Source organism: Bacteroides sp. AF25-38AC, assembly GCF_003602995.1.
In the GTDB taxonomy this organism is placed as follows: domain Bacteria; phylum Bacteroidota; class Bacteroidia; order Bacteroidales; family Bacteroidaceae; genus Bacteroides; species Bacteroides uniformis.
This window is the reverse complement of the sequence record NZ_QTMD01000002.1, coordinates 218,237-239,879: the sequence shown is the minus strand read 5'-3', so window position 1 is coordinate 239,879 and position 21,643 is coordinate 218,237. Positions and strand designations below refer to the sequence as shown.

Genomic DNA, 21,643 nt, shown 5'->3' with positions numbered 1-21,643 from the left:
TAGTCGGTAACTCCGTAGTTTATTTATAACTTAATTCTGCCTCTATTTCTTCGCAGACATCTTGTTCCAGGTTGAGCAGCTGATTGATTTCTTTTCGTTTTTCCAAATCCGTGAAATAGCTCTCCACTACTGCATAGATGTTGAAGCCGGTTGTGGAACCCGCAGCCAAATCCAATGACTCAACCATTTTCTCTACTGCTTGATGAATGCGTTTCTTACTGATAAAATGCAGTTCATTACTATGAATTAAGCTCTTTTCCATGATATTTTCTGTTTTAGTTATTGTAGTTATAACATTCTATCAAGCAAGTAAGTTCATGTAGATTGAACAGATTTGACAGTCGGTCGAATGATATTTTTCCTATATTTGCAAAAAATATAAACGCGGCAATGAAAGAACTGTTTATAAAAATACTCCGTTTTCTGATGTTTGTACTGGTCGTAGCTTTGGGCTGCATCGGATATAACATCTATGAAGATACGTTGGCTGCTGTGTGGATACCCGTAGGGGTAGGACTTGTGGTGGCAGTCGTTACACTTCCTCTATATAAAAAATGGATATGGCTGACAACGATGGAGCAAAAGGCAGTGAATATATTGTGCCATGTGGTGTGCGTGGGTGTCATCAGTTGTTCGCTTTTTCTGGTAGGGAATTATCGGATGGCGGCTCCTGCTTCGACAAAGGAGGTGACGGTTACCGTACTTGAGAAGCTGATAAAAGAACATGAAAAGAGACGTAAAGTAGGCAAGCATCGTTATGTGTCGGACGGAGTACGTAAGGAATATTACTTAAAGGTGGCTTTCGAGGATGGAGCGATAGAGACCTTGCATGTTTCCACAGCCACATACAACAAAGCACGAAAAGGCAAACCGAAAGTCCTGACTTTGCAGAAAGGAGGTTTCGGATTGCCGGTGATAACGAAGGGGCTATAGTTTTCATCCCCCCATGCAAGACATCAGATGAGGAACTGAATGCTCTTCTTAAAGATTTCTGCGTACAAAATGTCCGTCAATCCAAATGGTGGCATGGTGTCCTTTGAATTTCAGTAATACATAATTGGGAGCTGCCGGGCCTTTATCTCCACCTTACCGGTGAGCACTACGCTGTTTCCTTCTTCCTGAAAGCACAAACCTGCTTTCGGATTGGCTGCACCTTTGTTTTAAGACTGTCTTTGCCGGTTGCCAACCATACGGTGGTGGCCCCTTCCGACTTGATATTGCTCATTGGAACGGGGCTGGGATGATATTCTTTATAGGTTGTAAAGATACAGATAAACTGATAGGGAAATCCCTATGTATAAATAGAGAGAATCACGGAAAAGGAGGTTTTTATCATACTACATTTGCTGTATGGATAAATACTAAAACTTTCTATTATGAAAAAGATGTCAGTTGTTTTAGGCTTGTTACTCGCTGTCTTGGTGACGGGCTGTGGCATTTATGAGAGCTACGGGTTTGATTATAAGCAGTTGAGCAGCATTGAACGTGGTATGAGCTTTAAAGAGGTGTGTACCATTTTAGGAGAGCCTGCATTTCGAGATTTGAATAAGGAGGGAGAGGCTTGGACATTCCGTGCTTATACTCCTGCGGGGTGGTCGGCTGTCAAGGTGTGGTTCAAAGACGGAAAAGTGGACGAAATGAAGAGCTATCTGGAGGATACTTATCCGGTTACCACTTCGCGGGACAAGAGTTTCATGAATGAGAAAAAAGAATCTTCCGACAAGAGTAGCGAAACAAAGGTAATAGTTTCGCCGGAAGGGAAACATTACATCAAAATGGGCTCGGTAGTAGTCACTCCCGAAGGCAAGCATATAATAGTACCTTGATTATACCAACATAATCGTTTCCGGATATAGTATAATGTGAATATACCTTTCTATAAAGTGTTGATATTTATAAAGTTCTATATTTTTTGCAGATTTTAGGTATATGTAGTTCAAAGAATGTTATCTGAAATGAAAAGAATGGGCAATGTTTGTCATTGCTCTGTCTTTATCTTATATTTGAGTAGATAATATAGGATATCATTTTAAGAAAGGAACTAATAATAAGATAATAATATGAAGAGTATTGAGAAGGCGACCAATAATATGAAAATGGTATATTCCATTTTGTGCAATCTTAAGAAGTGTACAATCTTTGAATTGCAGAAACTGACGAAGTTCAGGGATGTGGATTTGTGTTTGGCCTTGGGGTATCTGCTGCAGAATAACCAGATTTATCAGAAGCGTATTGATAACATGGTTTACTATGGAGTCATCGCAAAATGAAAAGAGATACAATAGGTTTACCACACATTTTGCTTACATGCTTGCATGGTGCTTTCTAATTGTTTGTTATACCGCATTTTACAGTATGTAAGCAGATGCCATGCAAGTATGTAGGCAAACTTTGCTTGCATGCTGTTTTTTCTTGTGCAAATGGCTGGTCTTCTTTCCGCAAAGAACAGCTCTTTCTCCTACTAAAAGCTTATTAATGACTATTGTGCACGGTTGTGATGCAGTTTCTTCACTATTGTGGTACGGCTTCTTCATGCTTGTGGAGAAGTCGTACCACAATAGTGCGCATGCCTAACTATCATTTATTCAGTGTATTGACAGCCTATGTTAGAGCAATGAAAGACTGATAGACTGTCTTTCATTGGCTGTGTGTCTACCTTCAAAAGAGTGATATGGTAGTGGATAATGTTCATGTTTTGCTGCTTTTTCAGTGAAAGAAATCATGAATATTTGGATACTTGAAAAAGAAGTCCCACCTTTGCACGCGAATTAGAAAACCAAAAGAGTTTTGTAATCCTCATCGGAGGGCTGTAAAAATGCCGGATAAGATGACTGGGTAAAACCAATCATTTTATCCGGCATTTTTTTGCTTTTGGGCAAGACAATAACCTATAAATATAGTTGAACATGAAAAGAGATGCAATTGATTTGAGTACACTGAATGTGTTTACATTGTTTCGGAAATATTTTGTTCCTACGTTGCTGGGTATGCTCAGTATGTCGGCCGTAACAGCGATTGACGGGATATTTGTCGGGCATGGAGTAGGTAGCGACGGGATTGCGGCCGTAAATATCTGTGTCCCTTTACTGATGCTTTTTACGGGAATCGGGCTTATGGTTGGTGCCGGGTGTTCTGTGGTCGCTTCTATCCAATTGTCGAGAGGCAAAAGCAAGTCTGCTCGGTTGAATGTGACACAAGCATTACTGTTTGTAACGATTGTTGCTTTGATACCCTCTGCTTTGATGATGGCTTTTCCGGCAGAAACAGCCCGGATGCTCGGCTCTTCCGAACATCTGTTGCCTATGGTGACGGATTATCTGCTGTGGTTTGTTCCGTCATGGGTCTTTCAGATATGGATAACGGTGCCGCTGTTCGTCATTCGTCTGGACGGTGCTCCAAAGCTGGCTATGTTGTGCAGCCTGATTACGGCTGTAATCAATGTGGTGCTCGACTGGCTGTTTATCTTTCCTTTTGGCTGGGGAGTCATGGGAGCAGCATTTGCCACTTCCATCAGCATCATGGCCGGCGGACTGGTGGCGATGGTCTATCTACTGTTTTATGCTCGGCATTTGCGTTTACAACCACTCAAATGGAGTGTCAAGAGCCTGCGGCTTTCCGTGCGGAATATTGGTTACCAGTGCCGTATCGGTCCTTCTGCCTTATTGGGAGAGGCAACGCTTGCTGTTCTTATGTTCGTCGGGAACCAGGTATTTATGTCCTATCTGGGGGACGATGGCGTAGGGGCATTCGGTATAGCGTGCTATTATATTCCTTTTGTTTTCATGGTAGGTAATGCTATTGCACAATCTGCCCAGCCTATTATCAGCTATAATTTCGGACTGGGCTACAAGGAAAGAGTGATGACGGCGGAACGTATTGCGTTGCTGACGGCTGTGGTCTGCGGTGTGGTTGCAACGGTGGCATTCACTGTTTATCCTTATCTGCTGGTTGGCCTTTTCATCAGTCTTGACAGTGAAGCGGCGAAGATAGCGATACACGGTTTCCCCTATTTTGCAAGCGGCTTTGTCTTTTTCATTGTGAATATTGCTGTGGTAGGTTATTTTCAGAGTGTTGAAAGAATAAAGCCAGCTACGATTTTTGCTTTGTTGCGTGGCTTTGTTTTCCTTATTCCGAGTTTTATTTTGTTGCCGAAGTTCTTGGGTGTGTCGGGAATCTGGTTGGCAATGCCACTCTCGGAGGCTTTGACAATCATTGTGATTCTGCTTTTTGTTCTGAAGCATCGGTATGCTTATAAAGTTTCCAGCCAACTCATTACGTCGTAGATGCCTTTAAAAAAACGAGGTTGTGCCAACGTTTTGACATAACCTCCTAAAACCGTAACCTAAGATTTCTAAAATTGGCGAGATTGGACAATCATACATTTGTATGAACTCTATATATTTGCAAATTATATCGTTATAGATGAAAAGTAGCACTGAAAATATATACAAACAGAAAGTCAATCAAGTAATTGATTACATAAATTTTAATCTGCATCAGCCATTGCAATTGAATGTAATAGCCGACATAGTAAATATGTCTCAACGGCAATTGCTCCGTATGATGAGTTCTGCTTTGGATGAACCATTATACTCTTATGTGGCGAGGCAACGAGTAGAACGAGCTGTACTATATATGCAAACTGAAGACATGAGTTTACAGAATTTGGCTGGGTTAGTCGGCTACGATAATCCGCAATCGTTCTCCAAAGCATTTAAGAAACAATTTGGTATCTCTCCCAAAACATATATCAGCAGATTAAGGATGCGATTAAAAGAGTGCGAACATGATGGAAAGGAGTGCGAATTGCATTCTGAAGTCTACAATTTCGAGGGATTAAATTTAGTATATATCCGTATATGGGGTAAGTACGGAGAGGAAGAACCTTATGAAACAGTATGGAGTAAATTGATACATTTCTTAAAGAGCAATGACTTACTTCTGCCCGATACACGTTTTATTGGGTTAAGTTTTGACGACCCTAATGTGACAAACCCTAATCAATGTCGTTTCTATGCTTGTGCATCGGTACAAAAGGAAATTATGCCTACTTGTGAATTTGGTACAATCCGGCTACCACAAGGTAAATATGCGGTCTATACGTTGCAGGGGTATTATACAGATTTGCAGGACTGGTATAACATCATTAACGTAAGCCAAGAATATTCACTTCGTCATGGGATGTCTTTTGAGGAGTATATCAATTATTCAAAAGAAAATAAAAAAGAGAGTATCACAAAAATCTACATACCGATAAAATAAATAAAAGCATGGAAAATAGTTTACCTAAATATATAACTCTAACAGAGGATAATATAGATAAAGAACATATCTGCTGCGCATTCTCTGACAAAAAATGCTTGGAAGGATATGAGTCCAAAAAGGAATGGCTAAAAAAGGAATTTGCTAATGGCTATGTTTTTAGGCGGCTTGATGCACGAGCCAAAGTTTTTATAGAATATGTTCCTGCTGAATATGCGTGGCTTCCGGTTACTGCCCCTAATTATTTAATGATTAATTGTTTTTGGGTTTCAGGGCAGTATAAAGGTCAAGGGCATGGATATAATTTGCTCCAATTTGTGATTGAAGATGCAAAAAAGCAACAAAAAAATGGATTGGTTACTGTTGTAGGTACAAAAAAGAACCATTTTATGAGTGATACGAAATGGTTGCTGCAACATGGCTTTAAGGAAATAGAAAAACTTCCAAATGGATTTTCATTGTTGGTAATGAGTTTTCATGAGAATAGTGCAGTTCCATATTTTAATGATTGCGTCAAAAGTGGAGAATGCCCCGACAAACTGGGAATAGTGGCTTATTATTCTAATCGTTGCCCATATACGGATTATTATGTAAATGGAGTGTTGCGTGTTCTTGCGCAAGAAATAAATATTCCTTTGAAAGTAATTAAATTGGAAACGAGAGAGCAAGCACAAAACTCTCCTACACCAGCTACTATATTTTCTCTTTTTTACAATGGGAAGTTTGTAACTACGGATTTAAGTATTTGTACTGAGTCTAAATTTACAAAACTATTAAAGTAGTAAAATGAAAGAACTGGTTAATAACATGTTAGCTGAAATAGAGGTCAATATATCTGAAATCGACCTCTACGGTTATGATATTGTTGAAACTTTTCTTTCAATAGTGCGTCGTTTGCAAGCGGTTCTCAATGATTTAAAAACAAAACTGCAAATTCATTCCTTCTATAAGATTTATCGGATAGAAACACAATGCCCCGATGGTAGTAATGATGTAATCAGAAACTATATTAAGTAAAGAACTGGATAACCTGACCTGCTTCTTTAACCGTAATCTGGACTTTTACCAATATTATCGTTTTCATTCGACCTTGTATGATGAATATTATGTTGTTCGTGGAAAGTTTGATTTACGCCTATGTACCGATAGCGCACAATTCGATAAAGACCTGAATTTCTCAACCTTGTTTCTTCGGGTGGCATTAACAATGGCAACGTGGGAATAAAAGAAATGATGAATTTTCTCAGTACGGTGCTCTAAATGGAGTTAGGCGATTATTATGCCGCTTATATTGCCATGAAAGAACGGAAGAAGGATTGGACGGCATATCTTAGCCGTTTGCAAGACAGCTTAGTCAAACGAATGGACGAAGGATAGTAAATGACAAACTTCTGTTTTTCTTTTCGCCAGTATTATATTGCTTCAATATTATAAATCAACCATTTAGTCTTGTTGGGGTACCGTGCTGTGGATGCTTTCCAGCATAGAATTGATATGTACGGCTTCTGCGGTTCTGCCGGAAGCCTTGCCTAACTTCACGCTCCAGTGAGCCGGATTTATTTCCAGTTTGGTGTTGAACTGGGCTACAACTTGGTCGATAGTGATACGTGCGATAATCGGTGCGTTGCCGTTCTTCTTTACTGCATTTCGTTTGACGAAATAGAGTAGCTTGAAAGTACTTCTCATAATCTCTTTTTTAGTTACAAAATTAAATTGATGAACTGAAAATGAGATATTTGCAGTACGGACAAATCAAGACAACAAACCGACAATTTCAGACATTCCGTGACCTAAAATCCGAAAGGTCGGACAGGTCACGAATTGGTCACGAAAGTATGTCTTTTTGTGACCATTTCGTGTCTTAGGTCACGGACTTTATACAAAGAAAAAACTCCTGCAATACCTTGATATTGTAGGAGTTGTCTTTTCTTTGTCTGGTTTTGTCCAGCTTCTTGGTGATCCGCCTGGGGGCGGAACCTTATATTTTTTATCGCTAATAATCAATTACTTATCTTGTAGCTTACCATTTAGTCCACCTATTTCACCTCGATTGAACTTCTTTGTTCTGCACTGAGATACAACTCTTTGTCAGTAATGCAAAGATACTGATTTTTCTTTTGAAAATCAACGAATACCACAAGAAATGTTTACTGGAATGCCTCTTGCCTGTTTTTTTCAAGAAGTTCTTTTATATCAGATTCACGATAAAGTATTTTACCTCCAATCTGATAATAGGATAAAATTCCATTATTCCTATATTCTTGTAAAGTGCGTCTTGATACTTTAAGGTAATTAGCCAGTTCCGAATCATTCATATATCTATGCCCATTGAGTGTTGGGGTATTGTCTTTCAGAATACTTTCAAGTCTCATAAGCGTTTCTTTGAGTCTATTGTATATCTGAAGAATTTGTTCATTATCTTGTGTGATTACTTTGCTCATGACTGTTATGCTTTTCTATAAATTTCTGAATATCTTCTTTTTTATAATAAATCTTTTTCCCAATTTGAGAATAAGAGATTTGGTCTGTATCTCTAAGATTCTGTAACGTTCGGGGAGCGATTTTAAGAATCAGGCAAACTTCTTGATTATCCAACCATTCTCCTATCGTTTTATGTGAAGAAGCAGTTATCAATTTATCAATAGTATCAAGGAAATTTTCGATTTCCTTTAATGTCTTTTCATATGTGGCCGTTTCAATTCCAATGATTTCCATATCCAAAAGATTTTTGAGTTTGTACAAATGTATTTTGAATATGTATAAAGTACAAAATGTTGTCATCAGATGTCTTCAGGTAGCATCAAATATCAAGACTTGTATTTGTGTTAACCTGTTTTCAATTTCGTATTACATAGTTTACACTTTTGGTTTACATCAACATAAAATAGTAAAATTTTATATACTTGATTATCATGGATTTATAAGCATATCGGTCTTTGTCTCAGATTTAGGCATACTATTTTCATTACTATAAGTATATACTCTTAGAGTGCGCACGAAGAGAGTATCGATTTATTCACTTATAATATTGGAATTATGTCATATATAGATAATGAGATACTCGAAAGACTGATAGGAACTATGATAGAGGGATTTGCCCGCATTGAAAAGAAACTGGATCAGATGAACCGTCTGAAAGAATGTATGAACGGAGACAGACTGCTTGATAATGTGGATCTGGCAGAACTCCTTGGTGTGTCACAAAGAACATTGGCACGTTACAGGCAAGAGGGCAAGATTAAATATTACTCGGTTGAAAAGAACGGGAAATCATTCTATCTCGCCTCGGAGATACAGAGTTTCCTTCTCCAGCGAGGTAAGAACATAGTAAATAATAAGTAGCAAATAGAATAAGTGACCGTATTCTGATGGAAAGATGATACATACGGTCACTTATGCATTATACCGGGATTGCGGTCACTTTCAATGTTTCCAGATTGACATAGGCACCGCGATATAGTGTTTTTCCTTCCTTAAACATTCTCCATAATATGTCACATCCGATATGTGCCAGTGTGGAGTTAATGAACAGATCCTGTTTTTCCAAAGCTTCCGCGAGAGAACAGCTTGGTCCCGATTCTTTTTCCTTGATTTTTGCATAGTCCACTTCCTCGGTGATGACATTCATTTTAGGCATGGGAATATATTCCTGTGAAGAAGGTTGGAGAACTTTCTCACGTACCGTTCCGATGATGACCTGTCCTTTTGTCTGGCTGTTTCCGAAATCCATCCAGTATATGGGAGCGGAATGGTCACTGAAGTTTTCTTTGCGGACTTTCTTCAGGAACTTCCAAAGTGTAAGACGTGAACGTATATTGTCCGTACAGGTAATGATGATATTTGCTGTGCTTTCTCCAGAAAAGTTCCTGGTGGGGAAGCATTGCGGTTCGGCAGTCCATGCGTATCCGAAGAAACAGTTGATGCGTGTGACTAGTGATACGGCTTTGTTCAGTCCCAGTTCTGTTTCACTGAAAAGCTGGCGTCCTATATTGGCCTGGCTTACTGTGTCGGGATCGAATACGGTGACATGCAGTCCCGGATGACCTAATGCCTGAAGTGCCATGCTCATGCGTGCCAGATTGGTTATCACTTGTGAGCCGGTACCTCCGGCTCCGATGACGAATACCGTTACCGGATGACGCGGATTGAGCAGGTAGCGGTCTGTAAAATGTATCTTTTTCATGGAAGTATGTCTTTAAGTTTTTTATTCATGGGCTTGAGTTCGTTCATGTCGAACGGATTGTTTCTTATGTTCTCGGTAACGATGACAAGATTTGAAACGGTAGGATTCACATTTCCTCCCAGATGGGAGAATTCAGTCAGCCAGAACCGTTTTTCCCAGTATTCCAGCAGGGAAAGGAAAGTCGGGTTCTGTGGCTTTTCCAAAGAACTGCTGCCAAGGCAGACACTTGATCCGGTCACGTTGAAGAACGGGGCACGGAACAGCGGAGTCGTCTCCACCGGACGTTTTCCCTTGAAGGCGAATACGTCCATGCTTCCGTTTTTTACATGGTAGACAATTCCCGGCAGATTGAACATGCCGTCCTGTATATTGAGATCCTTGTGAAAGAACATCTGTCTCTTTCCGGGCGGATTGTACCAGATATATTCTTCCTGTCCTTTTCTTGGATTGCAGGCCAGCATGTTTTCGGGGACTCTGCCTGCCGGTATCCCGCTCATTTCCTCCGTATAGGATTCCAGTAGGGTATTCATGAATTCGTATGTGACGGGGATACCTGCTCCCATCTGTCCGTTTTTTCCGATGGGACGCAATTCTATGAAGTACCTGGTATCAAAATTTCTTCTGTCTTCATATTTGTAGGCTATGATAGCCGCCTTCGGTACCATCATTTTCTGTATGTTTTTTGTCAGTTCATTCATGATGTTTATAAATTATAGGTAACATGTTCTACAAATTTCTCAAACCAACTGGAGAAACGCTCCGGATAGTTGTCCGGTTTGAAAAGTTCCTCTGTTTCCGGTGTGATGAAGGTAAATGATACGGGAGTCTGGTTATATGTCTCCTGACAATCAGTACTGAAACAGCTTTCCATGTCTTTGGTAACCGTATCCGTAATGGAATATGTAAGCAGAATCTGATATTCGAGCGGTGGCGGTTCGAAATCCCTTTCCTTTTCGCTTGCAAAATCATAGTCATAATTCAAGATATAAGGGCTGTCCTTTGCAATCAGGGACATCCCTTCGGTAATCAGTTCCATAAGTCTTCTTTCTTTGTCGCTGGAAGGATTACAGTTGCTGATATGTTCTTCCAGATTCCTGCAGAAAGCTCTGGAGTACATCCGGCACAGCTTCCTGTGGATTCTCCCTTTCTCATATGACCTGAAAAGCTTTTCCTTTCTGTACAAATCCTTTTTCTCTTCCTCATCGAGCTGTTCAAAGTCCACATAATCGATACAGACTTCCGACATCTCAAAATAAGGGGTATCGGTTATATCCATCATCCTGTGATACTTGATGAACCTTCTGATGAACTCCAGTGTAATCTTTTTAATTTCACCTTTCAGTCTTTCTGTAAAATCTATCGGTATCAGGAACAGGGTGTAATCAGGCCATTCATGGAAATGATAGATACAGAACTGGAGCCTGTCACCGACAAGTTCCAGATTTACATGATGAGATACTATGGAATCCAGCGCATTATATAGCAGGCATATTTTTTCTCTTATGGAAGTCCTGCCTGTAGGATGGTATGGCAGCTCCACATCCAGGAGCTGCGCATACTTCATGGCTGAACGGTACAGGAAATCAAGATTCTCTTTGGTGGTGACATTTACCGTTGCATCCCTGTCATTCTCCACATACAGATTGGGAGCGATGGAAGGTATTCTCGTGTTCAGAAAACCATAAGGTTTTCTGCAGGAGGGAGTTTTCTTTTCTTCCTGCTTCTGATGCCCCGGCTTACGTCCGTGTTTTCGAGTTCCGATATGATAAGTCTGGCTAAATTTTCCAAAGCCCGTTCCGTAAGTTGTGTACATGGTTTCTCATTTTTACGTTGTCCTTTTTTCATGTCCTTACCCTTTCACTCCGATGGTTGTCTTGAATTCATATACCGCCCGGTCATCTTCGATTTCCGGTCCATGTACGGTCGCGGTGGTCAGTTCCGGATAGTTCATTGAATAGAAATCCATCACTTCAGCCGGAGACATGTTTACGTTCGGATCGTCCAGTACGATTTCCTTACTGTTCTTCCTCATTTTGAAGACTCTTTTCATACCTTTAATTTCCAGTGCCATATTGTTTATAGTTTATTGGTTTTACAAATCGTTTATTGTGCATATCAGCAGTATATCATTTCTACCTGTGCCTCGTCCTTCATCCGGTACTCAGCCGGAAAATCCGGATATTCCGCATATGGGTCCTCTCTTAGAAGTTCCCTGTCATTCTCGTCTTCCGGATCGAAGCAGAATGTATCATGGGCAGCCGGTACAGCCTGGTATTCCCGTCCGTTTCCGTTCTGCACTTGTACCGTTCCGTTTGGTATATGGCTGTTTGCCGGTTGCTGTGGCTGTCGTGGTGGATAAGGAACTGTTTCGGGATGGTATGCCGGCTGCTGCGGATAAGTCTGCATTGTTGCACCTTGTGGCATACCTGTTCCTTGCATCACGGGACGGTTTGGAGCCGGTTGGATATATGCTCCATTCGTGTCATGTACCTGTTGGGGCATTTCTTGTGGAATCTGCTGTGGAGCAGGCTGCATGACAGGTTCAGGATTCATAGTATGGGTTGGTTGCTCCGGGAATATGCTTGTTTGCATACCGGGCTGTGGCTGACCGTTCATGCTGCCTTGTGGTTGGGGAATTACCAGCGCCGGTTCCTCTGCCATACCGAACAGGCTTCCTGCACTGGCCTGTTTCTGTACTTCCTGCATCTTTTCGTCAATCTCCTTCTGTTTTTCTGAAGGAGCCAGTACCCGTGCCTGTTTCAGCCATGTCATTGCTTCGGAGAACCTTTTTGCGGCAGTCGCATCATCAGCCTTCTTGAGGAGCTTTTCCATCTTTTCACGTTTTTCCCTGGCTTCCTTTGATTCGGCCGGTACTGTAGGAGCCTTGGATGATTTGGCCTGTGATGTAGCCTTTTCTGCCTGTTTCTCGAAATTTTCCGCATTGACAAGCAACCCCTGTACCTTCTGTATCGGTTGTAGTATCGTCTGCAGGAAGCCCATATCCAGTTCTGCCGGTGTTCCGTTCACTACCAGCGGCACCATGTTCTGCCGCGTATCCTCTTTCAGGCTGTTCCGCCTTGGCATGACTGCTACGCTCAGGCTGTTGTCCACTTTACGGATATTGATGTTCAGATCCGTACCTGCTGTAATCATCTGATAAATTGATTGAAAAAACATAATTGAAAAATTTTATGGTTATACATAAGTTTCCTTGAAGAATTCTTTCAGGACATCCTCCCTGTCCGGTCTGCTTGCAATATCACGCAGCGATTCCAGATAGTAGCCGATGTTTTTAGGCTCATCAACTGTATTGGGCAGACGTCTTTTGACCGGTCTGATATGTTCACTCTGTGGCCATACAGCCGGCATGACAGGAGCAGAAGATATACATGTACTTGTTTTCATATCTGTAGGTTTTATTGGTTAGAAAAACAGGAGTTCGACAATGAAAAAGATAAATGCTATCCTTACAATCAGTAGAAGAGCTCTGAAAAGAAATCCTATGATTCCTCCGGTGAGCAGGAGCATTGCAATAATACCGGTAGGCATGATACCTTTGTCTGTCAGCATAAGTATTCCGATAACCAGTACCAGGGTTACCGCATGCTTGCTGATACTTTCGATAATCTGTAGTTTCATAATCCTTAATTTTATGAATGAATAATCCCATCGGGATGTGTTTTCCCGATTTTATAGGCCTCCGGCCTCTTGGATTGCCTTTTTGCGCAAGGCCTGGCAGGAAAAAATACCGGAGCGTAGCGAGGATGATTTTTTCCTGTCCAGCCAAGCCCTTCAGGGCAGCCTTGCGGCAAAAGGCAGGCAATTCAAGACCTTTGCCGCTTAAAAGCGGAAAAACAGATTCTTTTCTGTACGGATACAAAAAAATGCAGACCTTCAGGCCTGCATTCTCTTGGTTGATTAGGTATAGATGTTATTCTTCTTTTGTGGAATAGGTGTTGAAAATGTCATCAGTCATTTCCTTGGCGAGAGTCCTGATCCTGTTCAGGAAGTCCTGTCCGGTTATCATTCCGCTTTCAAGTCCGGCCAGCTGTTTTTCCCAGTCTGCGGTGAGTGAAGTATCCGCAATTTTCTTTCCACGGATGGTTTCGTAGGTGAACATGCCTTTCGGGGTCGGAACGATATATTTCCCTGAATAACGGATATACTTACGGTTAACCAGTGTACGGATGATATTGGTACGTGAGGATACCGTGCCCAGTCCGTTCTGTTCCATGTATTCCACCAGTTCTGCATCCGTGAACGGATTTACCGGCAGCTGTTTCTTGTGTACCATGTTGCATCCGCATACATTCAGAGTATCACTTTTCTCCACTTCGGGGAGTTCATTGACAGAATATCCTGATTTTGGAACCATGTCGGAACGCATGAACACATCATGCCAGCCGGCTTCAATGATTCTTGTTTGTTCGGCCTTGAAATGTTGTGCCGCACAAACCGCTTCAACATTTGTCGTTTCTATGCGGCATGGAGCCATGAATGTTTCAAGCATCCTTCCGGCTACAAGTCTGTAAACCTGCATTTCCTTTTCGGACAGATTTCCGGGACGGATACCTGTAATGATGATGGCATGATGTACATTGGCTTTTTCTGCACTTATTACGTGGCGGGACAAACTGGATATGTCAATACCTCCAGTTCCTTTAGCGGCAGGGAACAGCTCCCATGATAACAGACGCGCCATGATTGGTGAAAGCGAGTCAAACACATCCTCCGTCAGATAACGGCTGGAAGTCCTTGGGTAGGAAATCAGTTTCTTTTCATAAAGGGCCTGTGCGATGTCATATACCTCTGATGCGGTATAACCATAGCGGATGTTCGCTTCTTTCTGCAACTGTGTCAGGTTAAGTAGATCCGGTGGAAGTATTTCCTTAATGCTGTGACTGATACCTGTAATCTGTGCCTGATGTGTCAGCTTGCAGTCCTGGAAAAACATTGTTGCGGATTCTTTGTCGGGAAGATCCTGTGTGCGGCGCATCTTGAAAAGGATACCGTCCTTTTGCAGGCTGATGTAGATGGGCCAGCTGTCCGATGAAATATGGTTCTCCCTTTCACGGTAGCGTCTGCTGATGGCGGCCAGTACCGGTGTCTGTACCCGCCCGAGGGAATTGTTGCCAAAGCCAGTCGCCTTGCACATGGCATAGCTGGCGTTGATTCCGAGAATCCAGTCCGCCTTGTTGCGGCTGTCGGCAGCAAGGAACAGGCTGTCGTAGCAACTGTCCGGTTTCAGATTTTCCATGCCTTTACGCACAGACTCGTCGGTAAGAGAGGAAATCCACAGACGGAAGCAAGGCTGTGTACAGTTCAGGTATTGATAGACATAGCGGAATGTCATTTCCCCGTCACGGCTGGCATCGGTAGCCGCAATGATGGTGTCACATGCCTGAAACACCCTCTCGATTACTTTAAGCTGGAGTACGGCATCAATCTCCGGTATCCATCCGTTCTCGGTGCGTGTATGACGTACCATCAGTTCAAATTCGGACGGGATGAAAGGAAAGTCATTCCGTTCCAGCTTTTGGGTTCCGTAGTCCTTCGGCATGGCCAGTGACAGCATGTTCCCGAAAGTCCATGTAACCATGTAGCCGTTTCCTTCCACATATCCGTTTCTTACTTTGGTTGCACCGATGATTCTTCCGATTTCTTTTCCTACACTTGGTTTGTCTGTTAATATGGCAATCATGATAAATTCTGTTTTTATATCTTTCCATACGGACTTACCGTATGGAAAGAGAGATGATACATTATGGATTCTTATTTATTCACTTGAAGGGTTGATACCGTTTACGCTGATGACCGGATTTCCATTCTCGTCTTCAATCAGACTGAGTGTGGCGTCCATGGTCAGTGAAAATACAGGAGTCTTGATTTTAATGGACATGACATTGGTTTCCTCTCCCTGAAGGAGCAGGTCCATGTTTCCGTCCTTATCAATTTGCGATTTGCTGATACCTACCGATTCCAGTTTCTCCCAGTCGATTTGTTCAGCCTTGTAGATATGATGATTGTTCTTGTTCATGTTCTTTCCTTTTTTAGTAATTGATGATTTGAATGATTTGAATCCCGTTCAGGTCAGACAGCCTGTTTTGCTCCCTTCTTCTGTTCCTGCTGCTGGGTATTGTCAGTCTGTGAAGCACGCTGTGAGGTATTACGGCGTACATCTGGATTTTCCTGGAAATATTGCAGCTGTCCGGTGTTTGCGTTTACTTTCAGATAGGAATCGAACGGTTTGCCGTTGGGACCTTTCATACCCGTTACAAGGATGGCCTTTCCGTCCTGAAGATTTGCTCTTTCCTGTGCCGAAAGCAGGTGTCCGTAAACCTCAGCCGGGATGGTAGGTGCCTGTCGTTCGTTGAAACCGTCCGGAGTTCTGGAATACTGTGGTCTTCCGCTTGCCAGGTCCAGCTTGACAAAAGACGAGAATTCCTCACCTTTACGGTTGATCATGTTCTCAAGATAGATGGGCTGCCCTTTGCGTAACGCTTCCTTGTCTTCCGGTGTGAGCTGTACCGAACAGATTTCCTTTGGTATGTAGATTTCTCCCGTTTCCGGATTGTGGCGCGTATATTGGAGACCACCTGTTACCTTATCCATGGTAACGAAGGATGAAAACAGTTCGCCGTTCTTTCGTTTCATATCCTCTACAAGGATGGTGTGGCCTTCGTTCAACGCTTTGAGCTGCATGGGGGAAAGCGGTACACCGCCAAGCGTCTGCTGGTTGAAAGCCTGGTCTTTCGGGAAAATAAATTCGATGCCTCTTCTTTCCGCATTGTATTGCAGATTGGCATTGAATTCCTTGCCTTGATTAGATTTCATGCCATCCACGAATATCTGTTCACCGTTTTTCAGTTTCTGAATTTCATCCGGAGTCAGAGTCACACCTTTGATTTCATTCGGGATATAGACATGCTCCTGTCGTACGGCTACAAGTTCGTTAGTATTCTTGTCGATGGAAATCAGACACGGCTCTGTCGTGTTGCCACGCAGGTTAAGGTCAGCCACGCGTCCCATGTTCCCGCTCTCACGCAGGTTCTTCTTGTCCTCTTCCGTGAAGATATGTCCGAAATAAGGACGGTCCAGTTCCGGTTCTTTTCTGATACCGTGGATGCCCAGCATGACCTGCCCGCCGTTGGATATGAATGAAAGGCGTGCATCAAGCTTTGCGGTCAGTACCCCAGGAATGTTGAGTGTCAGCGGCATGGTCCTGTTGGTCTTGTATCCTTTCAACATGCTGTCAAGCTGTCCAGACTGCTCCAGCATTTCCTTGGATATGCCGAACTTACCCAGTTCCTCCCAATTAATCATGTTCTCGTTGTAGCGGTACGTGGGTGTCTGCTGGCGTTGCGGTTCCTGTTGTTCGCGCCCCTGTGCGGCAGCTTCCACCTGTGATACCTGTTCAGGCTGAGCCTGCGTTGTCTGTTCCTGCTTCTTTGCCATTGTTGTTTCCTCCTCTTTTGTTTGACTGTTTTTCTGATTGTTTACTTTCGGTACGATTTCATAGCGTTTCAGAAACTCCTTTACCGCGTCTGTATTCTTACCTTCGGCCAAATCCTTGAGAGCCTGTTTGTTCTGCTTGTAATCATTGAAGGTCATACGGATAAGCCTGAAATGCGTAGGCTCCTTCAGCTGGCTCCAAAAATTCTTGATGAAGTTTTCGAGAATACTCGAATTCTTGTCGAATTTCAGAAATGAGTTCTCATTCTTCTCCTCCGGTGTAACCGTCTGATAATTGCCTTTCTCGTCCGCCTTGCTGATCACTCCCAAACATTCCTTTGGGTCATTCTTGTTATGTACCAGCAAAAATTCGTTAATTTGTTCCACATAAGGCTTTTCCGGTTTCTTTATCCGGCCTTGCCTTTTTTCCTTGTCAGGACTGTTTTCTTGTGCCATAATCTTTTGTTTTGGGTGACTACTTGATTTGTTTCACAGTCCAAATGTAAGATGATAAATTGATTAAACAATTGATTTACAAATAGATGGCATTAGATGTCATCAGGTGTCATCAAATGTCATATGAAGGATAGGAAAGAATGTAAAAACAGTTGGAAAAAAGGATGAAAGGAAGTAGGAAGAGTATAAGTAAAAGCATAGCTAAGCCACTGGACTATGCAGATCGGAGGGAGCTGAAATCCCTGTCTTATTTCGGGATTTGATAAGCAGGCTATGTTTTGTTATTGGGGAAAGTGGATTTTCACAGTATTTATGAGGCCATATATGGAATATAAGGATAGCCGCCTTTGATTTACGGCTATGCGTCACGTCGGTCGCAGTTAATCCCTGTAATCTTTCCTTTAATTCTAATCCGTTTGCCGCCGCATTCTTTTTCAGGTGAATTTTCATGGCGTCAGCCATAAGGAAAATTCTCCTGAAAAAAGGAATAAATGCGGCTGGCAAATCAGGATTGGGATTTATCTTTGATGGAAGGGATAAGATGAGAATATATAAAAATTGTCAGAAAAGATTTGTGTCATGGGTGTATATAATATTTCAAATAGAGTGCTACATAGCATAGTATTCCGGACGATGTTCTGTAAAGTCTAAGCTTATATTTAAAAATACCACTCTATATAGATAGAAATACCCCCTATTCATTGTTCGTTATACTTATATATTTGCATAGAAACTTAAAATGCGAATTTATGAACTTGAACTTAAAATCTATTTTTTCATTTTCTGTGTTATTTTTCATGATGCAATTTCTGTCTGCATCGGACAACGGTGCCAATCAGTGGAGAAACAATCAGAATGTATGGCAGAATCAGACCATAAACGGAATTAACCGTTTGCCTTCCCGCAGTACTACTTATTCTTTCCGGAGAGTGGATTGGGCTTTGGATGGAGACAGAGAGAAATCGGAGTATATGTCGTTGAACGGCCAATGGAAGTTTAACTTTTCCGAGGATATGGCATTGGCTCCCGCCGGTTTTTATAAAGTGGAGTACAATTCATCATCATGGAAAACTATTCCTGTTCCTTCATGTTGGGAGATGCAGGGATATGGCTATCCTATATATACAAATACTATTTATCCTTTCCCTGCTCGTCCGCCATATATTGACAGGAATAATCAGACGGGGTGTTATATCAAGGAGTTTGTTGTTCCTGACAAGTGGAAGAGCGACAGGATTATACTCCATTTCGGAGGCGTCTATTCGGGATTTAATGTATGGATAAACGGACAGAAGGTGGGATATTCCGAAGACAGTTGTCTGCCTACTGAATTTGATATTACCGAATACGTTAAGAAGGGGGAGAATAAACTGGCGGTGCAAGTGTATAAGTGGACCGACGGAAGTTATATGGAAGATGCCGACCACTGGCGAATGGCTGGTATCCATCGTGAAGTATATATCATGTCCATTCCGCAGGTGGCAATATATGATTATGGAGTAAGGACACGCATCGATTTCCGGAAGAATATAGCACGGTTACAAATCCGTCCGGAAATAACAAATCAGAATATGGATGATTTGAAGGGATGGAATCTGTCAGCCCAATTATATGATGCCGATGGGAAACCGGTGTTTGGAAAAGACATTACCGTTACTGCCGATTATGTGGTGAACGAACCTTATCCTCAGCGTGATAATGTTTATTACGGAATGATGGAGGGAATTGTTTCTAAGCCAAAACTATGGAATTCGGAACACCCTTATCTATACACTTTGGTTATAAAGCTCACAGACAAAAAGGGCAACGTGGTGGATGCGAGAAGTAATAAGGTAGGGTTCAGGGATATTAAAATAACAGGTAATCAGATTCTGGTGAATGACACTCCTATTAAACTCATTGGTGTAAACCGCCATGACCATAGCGAGACCGGAGGTAAGACCGTTACACGTGATGAGATGCTCGAAGACGTTCTGCTTATGAAGCGTTATAACTTCAATACAGTCCGCACATCGCACTATCCTAACGACCCCTATTTCTATGAATTGTGCGATAAGTATGGTATATACGTAATGGATGAGGCTAATCTTGAAACTCATCATCAAAGAGGCTATCTGTCCAACAGACCTGAGTGGATTAATCCATTCATGGAGAGAGTGGTAAGAATGGCTGTAAGAGACAGGAACCATCCTTCTGTGTTCATGTGGTCGTTGGGTAACGAGTCTGGATGCGGTCCTAATCATGCTGCCCTGTCAGGATGGTTGAAAGATTATGACCCAACCCGCCCTGTTCATTATGAGGGAGCACAAGGTCAGCCGGAAAATCCTTTATACAAACCTATCGGACGTAAAGAAGCATCAATCGTTACGAGTGAGATAGATTTTAATGTGAACGAAGATGTCAAACCGGCAAAGAAAGAGCTTTATGTGTATGCCAATCCCGATGATCCTTTATACGTAGATGTCATTAGCCGTATGTATCCTATGGTAGATGAGCTTATAGCAGTGACTAAGAATCCGGTCATGAACCGTCCGATAATAATGTGTGAATATGCACATTCTATGGGAAACTCTACCGGCGGGCTGAAAGAATACTGGGATGCAATACGTTCTCATGATGCGCTTGCCGGCGGATATATTTGGGACTGGATAGACCAGGGATTGCTGGATAATGAACGGAAATATAATAAGAAATCATGGAATTATGGTGGTGACTATGAGAAAGGGGAGCACAACGACCAAAACTTCTGTATAAATGGTGTTATCAGTGCCGACCGCTCCATTAAACCTGCTACTGAGGAATGCAAGTACGTGTTTGCTCCTGTATCATTTACAACTGATAATGTCTATAGTGGAGAGATAACTGTGAAAAACAGAAACTTCTTCCTTTCAACAGATGAGTATCGTTATTTTTGGCAATTGAAGGACGAAGACAGTGTATTGCAGGAAGGTGAGATTATTGTGCCGACAACACCAGCTGGTGAGAGCTGTAAACTAAAACTTCCTATTCAGAATTTCAAGGCCGATGACGGTGCGGAATATTGGTTATGCCTGAGTGCCAGGCTCAAGAATGACAATCTGTATGCCAAAGCTGGATACGAGGTTGCCTGGGAACAGTTTAAGTATCTTTCTTTACCAAAGATAGTAGAATGCGTTGATACTACATTGGATATGGAAATCGATTCAGATAACAAGAAAGACATCAGCGTGAAGGGAAAGAACTTTTATCTGAATATCAGTGATGGTTATATCAGTCAGTATAAGATAGATAATGAAAGTATCATCACATCTGCTCTGAAACCAAACTTCTGGAGAGCGTCAACAGACAATGACTGGCGAGGATGGAAGGTCGATAGACTGTTTGCATTCTGGAAAGATGCTCCATTAAAGCTAAAGACAGTTTCTATAGATGTACGCAAATCGGAAGGCAATCTTGAGGTTAAGGTGCTAAAGGCTATAGATGAAAGACTGAGACTTACCTTGAATTATAAAGTAAAAGCAGACGGAACAATAGGCGTTCATTATTCAATGATGAAGTCTCCTGAAATATCAGAAATGTTGCGCGTAGGATTGCAATGCGAATGTACCAATCGTTTGTCGGATGTGACATATTATGGACGTGGCCCATGGGAAAACTATTCCGACAGAAAAGCTTCTGCAATGGTGTCTATATATAACTGCAAGGTGTCCGCTCTGGGATTTGACTATGTAATGCCGCAGGAAAACGGAAACCGTTGTGACGTGAGATGGTTTGCCTTGCAGTCGGATAAGGCAGGTGTGATGATTGTCGGTGATGAACCCCTATCTGTCTCAGTGTGGGAGATGTCGCAGAATGCGATTGATAAGGCTAAACATATAAATGAACTTGAAAAGGACTTGTATTCTAATACTCTTAATATCGACCTGGTTCAGGCTGGAGTGGGCGGAACAGATAGCTGGAGTCTGAAAGCCCGTCCTTCAATAGACAAGCGTCTTCTGAAGGGAAGCTATTCATACGGATTTACTTTTGTTCCACTGGGCAGGGATGCAAATCTTAAGGAAATGGGCAGAAAAATATATTGATTAACAGGCGATTGTTAGTGATAAAATGGCTGTTGGAGTCTGGGAATGGATTCTAACAGCCATTTTTCCTTAAAATATTTAGTTAATCTATTCCCCCACCCTATTTAAATGAAATTTTCCCCCTTTGGTTATATTACATAGTATATATATTTGCAAGTGTCAGTAAGTAGCGCGCAACTGATAGAACAAAACTTTTTATTTTAAGAAAAACACTAATTACAAAAAACTC

Annotated in this window: 21 protein-coding genes and 3 pseudogenes; 9 read left to right on the top strand and 15 right to left on the bottom strand. The window is 42.0% G+C overall.

The genetic code is table 11. The annotated features are described in order from the left end of the window. Window positions 1-19: 19 nt before the first annotated feature. Window positions 20-262, bottom strand: coding sequence for a hypothetical protein (locus tag DWY55_RS02550; RefSeq protein WP_005828479.1), 243 nt, complete (start codon window positions 260-262; stop codon window positions 20-22). Between the two features lie 128 nt (window positions 263-390). Here DWY55_RS02550 and DWY55_RS02545 point away from each other — a divergent pair, with 128 nt between their 5' ends. Then, the gene (locus DWY55_RS02545; protein WP_005828477.1) at window positions 391-933 is read left to right on the top strand and encodes a hypothetical protein; all 543 of its coding nucleotides are present in this window, start codon (window positions 391-393) and stop codon (window positions 931-933) included. Window positions 934-981: 48 nt separating this feature from the next. Here the strand turns inward: DWY55_RS02545 and DWY55_RS22255 are convergent. Then, window positions 982-1,273, bottom strand: a pseudogene (locus DWY55_RS22255) (pyridoxamine 5'-phosphate oxidase family protein). A gap of 103 nt (window positions 1,274-1,376) precedes the next feature. Between DWY55_RS22255 and DWY55_RS02535 the strand changes: the two are divergent. From DWY55_RS02535 to DWY55_RS02505, 6 genes and pseudogenes are all read left to right on the top strand, one after another. Next, complete coding sequence (locus DWY55_RS02535) at window positions 1,377-1,826, top strand: hypothetical protein (RefSeq protein ID WP_117878733.1); 450 nt, start codon at window positions 1,377-1,379, stop codon at window positions 1,824-1,826. A gap of 234 nt (window positions 1,827-2,060) precedes the next feature. After that, window positions 2,061-2,270 (top strand): winged helix-turn-helix domain-containing protein, encoded by a 210-nt coding sequence (locus DWY55_RS02530; protein ID WP_005828467.1) that lies wholly within the window; start codon window positions 2,061-2,063, stop codon window positions 2,268-2,270. Between the two features lie 636 nt (window positions 2,271-2,906). After that, a complete protein-coding gene (locus DWY55_RS02520; RefSeq protein ID WP_005835018.1) occupies window positions 2,907-4,283 on the top strand; it encodes an MATE family efflux transporter in 1,377 nt (458 codons plus the stop codon). A gap of 139 nt (window positions 4,284-4,422) precedes the next feature. Further along, window positions 4,423-5,262, top strand: coding sequence for a GyrI-like domain-containing protein (locus DWY55_RS02515; RefSeq protein WP_005828457.1), 840 nt, complete (start codon window positions 4,423-4,425; stop codon window positions 5,260-5,262). Window positions 5,263-5,270: 8 nt separating this feature from the next. Continuing rightward, window positions 5,271-6,044 carry an N-acetyltransferase gene (locus DWY55_RS02510; protein WP_005828455.1) on the top strand — a complete coding sequence of 258 codons (774 nt, stop codon included), beginning with the start codon at window positions 5,271-5,273 and terminating at the stop codon, window positions 6,042-6,044. Between the two features lie 4 nt (window positions 6,045-6,048). Next, window positions 6,049-6,639: pseudogene (locus DWY55_RS02505) on the top strand (RteC domain-containing protein). Between the two features lie 75 nt (window positions 6,640-6,714). On the opposite strand, the pseudogene DWY55_RS02500 reads toward DWY55_RS02505, so the two are convergent. From DWY55_RS02500 to DWY55_RS02490, 3 genes and pseudogenes are all read right to left on the bottom strand, one after another. Next, window positions 6,715-6,948 (bottom strand): annotated as a pseudogene (locus DWY55_RS02500) (Arm DNA-binding domain-containing protein); the annotation flags it as partial. Between the two features lie 461 nt (window positions 6,949-7,409). Continuing rightward, entirely contained in the window at window positions 7,410-7,703 is a 294-nt protein-coding gene (locus DWY55_RS02495; RefSeq protein ID WP_118419554.1) for a helix-turn-helix domain-containing protein, read from the bottom strand. Beyond that, window positions 7,678-7,977 carry a helix-turn-helix domain-containing protein gene (locus DWY55_RS02490; protein WP_040312769.1) on the bottom strand — a complete coding sequence of 100 codons (300 nt, stop codon included), beginning with the start codon at window positions 7,975-7,977 and terminating at the stop codon, window positions 7,678-7,680. Before DWY55_RS02490 ends, DWY55_RS02495 begins: the two co-directional genes overlap by 26 nt. A 321-nt stretch (window positions 7,978-8,298) precedes the next feature. Here DWY55_RS02490 and DWY55_RS02485 point away from each other — a divergent pair, with 321 nt between their 5' ends. Then, on the top strand, window positions 8,299-8,604 hold the full coding sequence (locus DWY55_RS02485; protein WP_007561006.1) for a helix-turn-helix transcriptional regulator: 306 nt from the start codon (window positions 8,299-8,301) through the stop codon (window positions 8,602-8,604). Between the two features lie 58 nt (window positions 8,605-8,662). Here DWY55_RS02485 and DWY55_RS02480 read toward each other — a convergent pair whose 3' ends face one another. From DWY55_RS02480 to DWY55_RS02435, 10 genes are all read right to left on the bottom strand, one after another. After that, complete coding sequence (locus DWY55_RS02480; RefSeq protein WP_118419553.1) at window positions 8,663-9,445, bottom strand: PRTRC system ThiF family protein; 783 nt, start codon at window positions 9,443-9,445, stop codon at window positions 8,663-8,665. Continuing rightward, window positions 9,442-10,143, bottom strand: a complete 702-nt coding sequence (locus DWY55_RS02475; protein WP_117652413.1) for a prokaryotic E2 ligase family D protein — start codon at window positions 10,141-10,143, stop codon at window positions 9,442-9,444. The genes DWY55_RS02480 and DWY55_RS02475 overlap by 4 nt, the downstream gene beginning before the upstream one ends. A gap of 5 nt (window positions 10,144-10,148) precedes the next feature. Then, window positions 10,149-11,258, bottom strand: a complete 1,110-nt coding sequence (locus DWY55_RS02470; protein WP_118419552.1) for a peptidase — start codon at window positions 11,256-11,258, stop codon at window positions 10,149-10,151. A gap of 36 nt (window positions 11,259-11,294) precedes the next feature. After that, window positions 11,295-11,516: a PRTRC system protein C gene (locus DWY55_RS02465; RefSeq protein WP_022302394.1), complete on the bottom strand. Its 222-nt coding sequence runs from the start codon at window positions 11,514-11,516 to the stop codon at window positions 11,295-11,297. Between the two features lie 44 nt (window positions 11,517-11,560). Beyond that, the gene (locus DWY55_RS02460; RefSeq protein WP_118419551.1) at window positions 11,561-12,622 is read right to left on the bottom strand and encodes a PRTRC system protein E; all 1,062 of its coding nucleotides are present in this window, start codon (window positions 12,620-12,622) and stop codon (window positions 11,561-11,563) included. An 18-nt stretch (window positions 12,623-12,640) separates the two neighbouring features. After that, window positions 12,641-12,850 carry a hypothetical protein gene (locus tag DWY55_RS02455; RefSeq protein ID WP_039950479.1) on the bottom strand — a complete coding sequence of 70 codons (210 nt, stop codon included), beginning with the start codon at window positions 12,848-12,850 and terminating at the stop codon, window positions 12,641-12,643. A gap of 18 nt (window positions 12,851-12,868) precedes the next feature. Continuing rightward, a complete protein-coding gene (locus tag DWY55_RS02450) occupies window positions 12,869-13,084 on the bottom strand; it encodes a hypothetical protein (RefSeq protein ID WP_118086599.1) in 216 nt (71 codons plus the stop codon). A gap of 292 nt (window positions 13,085-13,376) precedes the next feature. Beyond that, window positions 13,377-15,146 carry a DNA topoisomerase gene (locus DWY55_RS02445; RefSeq protein WP_118086598.1) on the bottom strand — a complete coding sequence of 590 codons (1,770 nt, stop codon included), beginning with the start codon at window positions 15,144-15,146 and terminating at the stop codon, window positions 13,377-13,379. A 75-nt stretch (window positions 15,147-15,221) separates the two neighbouring features. After that, window positions 15,222-15,482 (bottom strand): DUF4099 domain-containing protein, encoded by a 261-nt coding sequence (locus tag DWY55_RS02440; RefSeq protein ID WP_118086597.1) that lies wholly within the window; start codon window positions 15,480-15,482, stop codon window positions 15,222-15,224. A 53-nt stretch (window positions 15,483-15,535) separates the two neighbouring features. Beyond that, complete coding sequence (locus DWY55_RS02435) at window positions 15,536-17,353, bottom strand: DUF3945 domain-containing protein (protein ID WP_118086596.1); 1,818 nt, start codon at window positions 17,351-17,353, stop codon at window positions 15,536-15,538. Between the two features lie 797 nt (window positions 17,354-18,150). Here DWY55_RS02435 and DWY55_RS02425 point away from each other — a divergent pair. Then, window positions 18,151-21,414 (top strand): glycoside hydrolase family 2 TIM barrel-domain containing protein, encoded by a 3,264-nt coding sequence (locus DWY55_RS02425; protein ID WP_242493931.1) that lies wholly within the window; start codon window positions 18,151-18,153, stop codon window positions 21,412-21,414. Window positions 21,415-21,643: the final 229 nt, after the last annotated feature.

Excerpts from the sequence above, each read along its gene's own strand:
- DWY55_RS02490 (WP_040312769.1), bottom strand. The coding sequence starts at position 7,977 with ATGGAAATCATTGGAATTGAAACGGCCACATATGAAAAGACATTAAAG.
- DWY55_RS02480 (WP_118419553.1), bottom strand. The coding sequence starts at position 9,445 with ATGAAAAAGATACATTTTACAGACCGCTACCTGCTCAATCCGCGTCAT.
- DWY55_RS02450 (WP_118086599.1), bottom strand. The coding sequence starts at position 13,084 with ATGAAACTACAGATTATCGAAAGTATCAGCAAGCATGCGGTAACCCTG.
- DWY55_RS02545 (WP_005828477.1), top strand. The coding sequence starts at position 391 with ATGAAAGAACTGTTTATAAAAATACTCCGTTTTCTGATGTTTGTACTG.
- DWY55_RS02515 (WP_005828457.1), top strand. The coding sequence starts at position 4,423 with ATGAAAAGTAGCACTGAAAATATATACAAACAGAAAGTCAATCAAGTA.
- DWY55_RS02455 (WP_039950479.1), bottom strand. The coding sequence starts at position 12,850 with ATGAAAACAAGTACATGTATATCTTCTGCTCCTGTCATGCCGGCTGTA.
- DWY55_RS02460 (WP_118419551.1), bottom strand. The coding sequence starts at position 12,622 with ATGTTTTTTCAATCAATTTATCAGATGATTACAGCAGGTACGGATCTG.
- DWY55_RS02470 (WP_118419552.1), bottom strand. The coding sequence starts at position 11,258 with ATGTACACAACTTACGGAACGGGCTTTGGAAAATTTAGCCAGACTTAT.
- DWY55_RS02520 (WP_005835018.1), top strand. The coding sequence starts at position 2,907 with ATGAAAAGAGATGCAATTGATTTGAGTACACTGAATGTGTTTACATTG.
- DWY55_RS02495 (WP_118419554.1), bottom strand. The coding sequence starts at position 7,703 with ATGAGCAAAGTAATCACACAAGATAATGAACAAATTCTTCAGATATAC.
- DWY55_RS02435 (WP_118086596.1), bottom strand. The coding sequence starts at position 17,353 with ATGGCACAAGAAAACAGTCCTGACAAGGAAAAAAGGCAAGGCCGGATA.
- DWY55_RS02445 (WP_118086598.1), bottom strand. The coding sequence starts at position 15,146 with ATGATTGCCATATTAACAGACAAACCAAGTGTAGGAAAAGAAATCGGA.
- DWY55_RS02535 (WP_117878733.1), top strand. The coding sequence starts at position 1,377 with ATGAAAAAGATGTCAGTTGTTTTAGGCTTGTTACTCGCTGTCTTGGTG.
- DWY55_RS02475 (WP_117652413.1), bottom strand. The coding sequence starts at position 10,143 with ATGAATGAACTGACAAAAAACATACAGAAAATGATGGTACCGAAGGCG.
- DWY55_RS02530 (WP_005828467.1), top strand. The coding sequence starts at position 2,061 with ATGAAGAGTATTGAGAAGGCGACCAATAATATGAAAATGGTATATTCC.
- DWY55_RS02550 (WP_005828479.1), bottom strand. The coding sequence starts at position 262 with ATGGAAAAGAGCTTAATTCATAGTAATGAACTGCATTTTATCAGTAAG.
- DWY55_RS02510 (WP_005828455.1), top strand. The coding sequence starts at position 5,271 with ATGGAAAATAGTTTACCTAAATATATAACTCTAACAGAGGATAATATA.
- DWY55_RS02465 (WP_022302394.1), bottom strand. The coding sequence starts at position 11,516 with ATGGCACTGGAAATTAAAGGTATGAAAAGAGTCTTCAAAATGAGGAAG.
- DWY55_RS02440 (WP_118086597.1), bottom strand. The coding sequence starts at position 15,482 with ATGAACAAGAACAATCATCATATCTACAAGGCTGAACAAATCGACTGG.
- DWY55_RS02425 (WP_242493931.1), top strand. The coding sequence starts at position 18,151 with ATGATGCAATTTCTGTCTGCATCGGACAACGGTGCCAATCAGTGGAGA.
- DWY55_RS02485 (WP_007561006.1), top strand. The coding sequence starts at position 8,299 with ATGTCATATATAGATAATGAGATACTCGAAAGACTGATAGGAACTATG.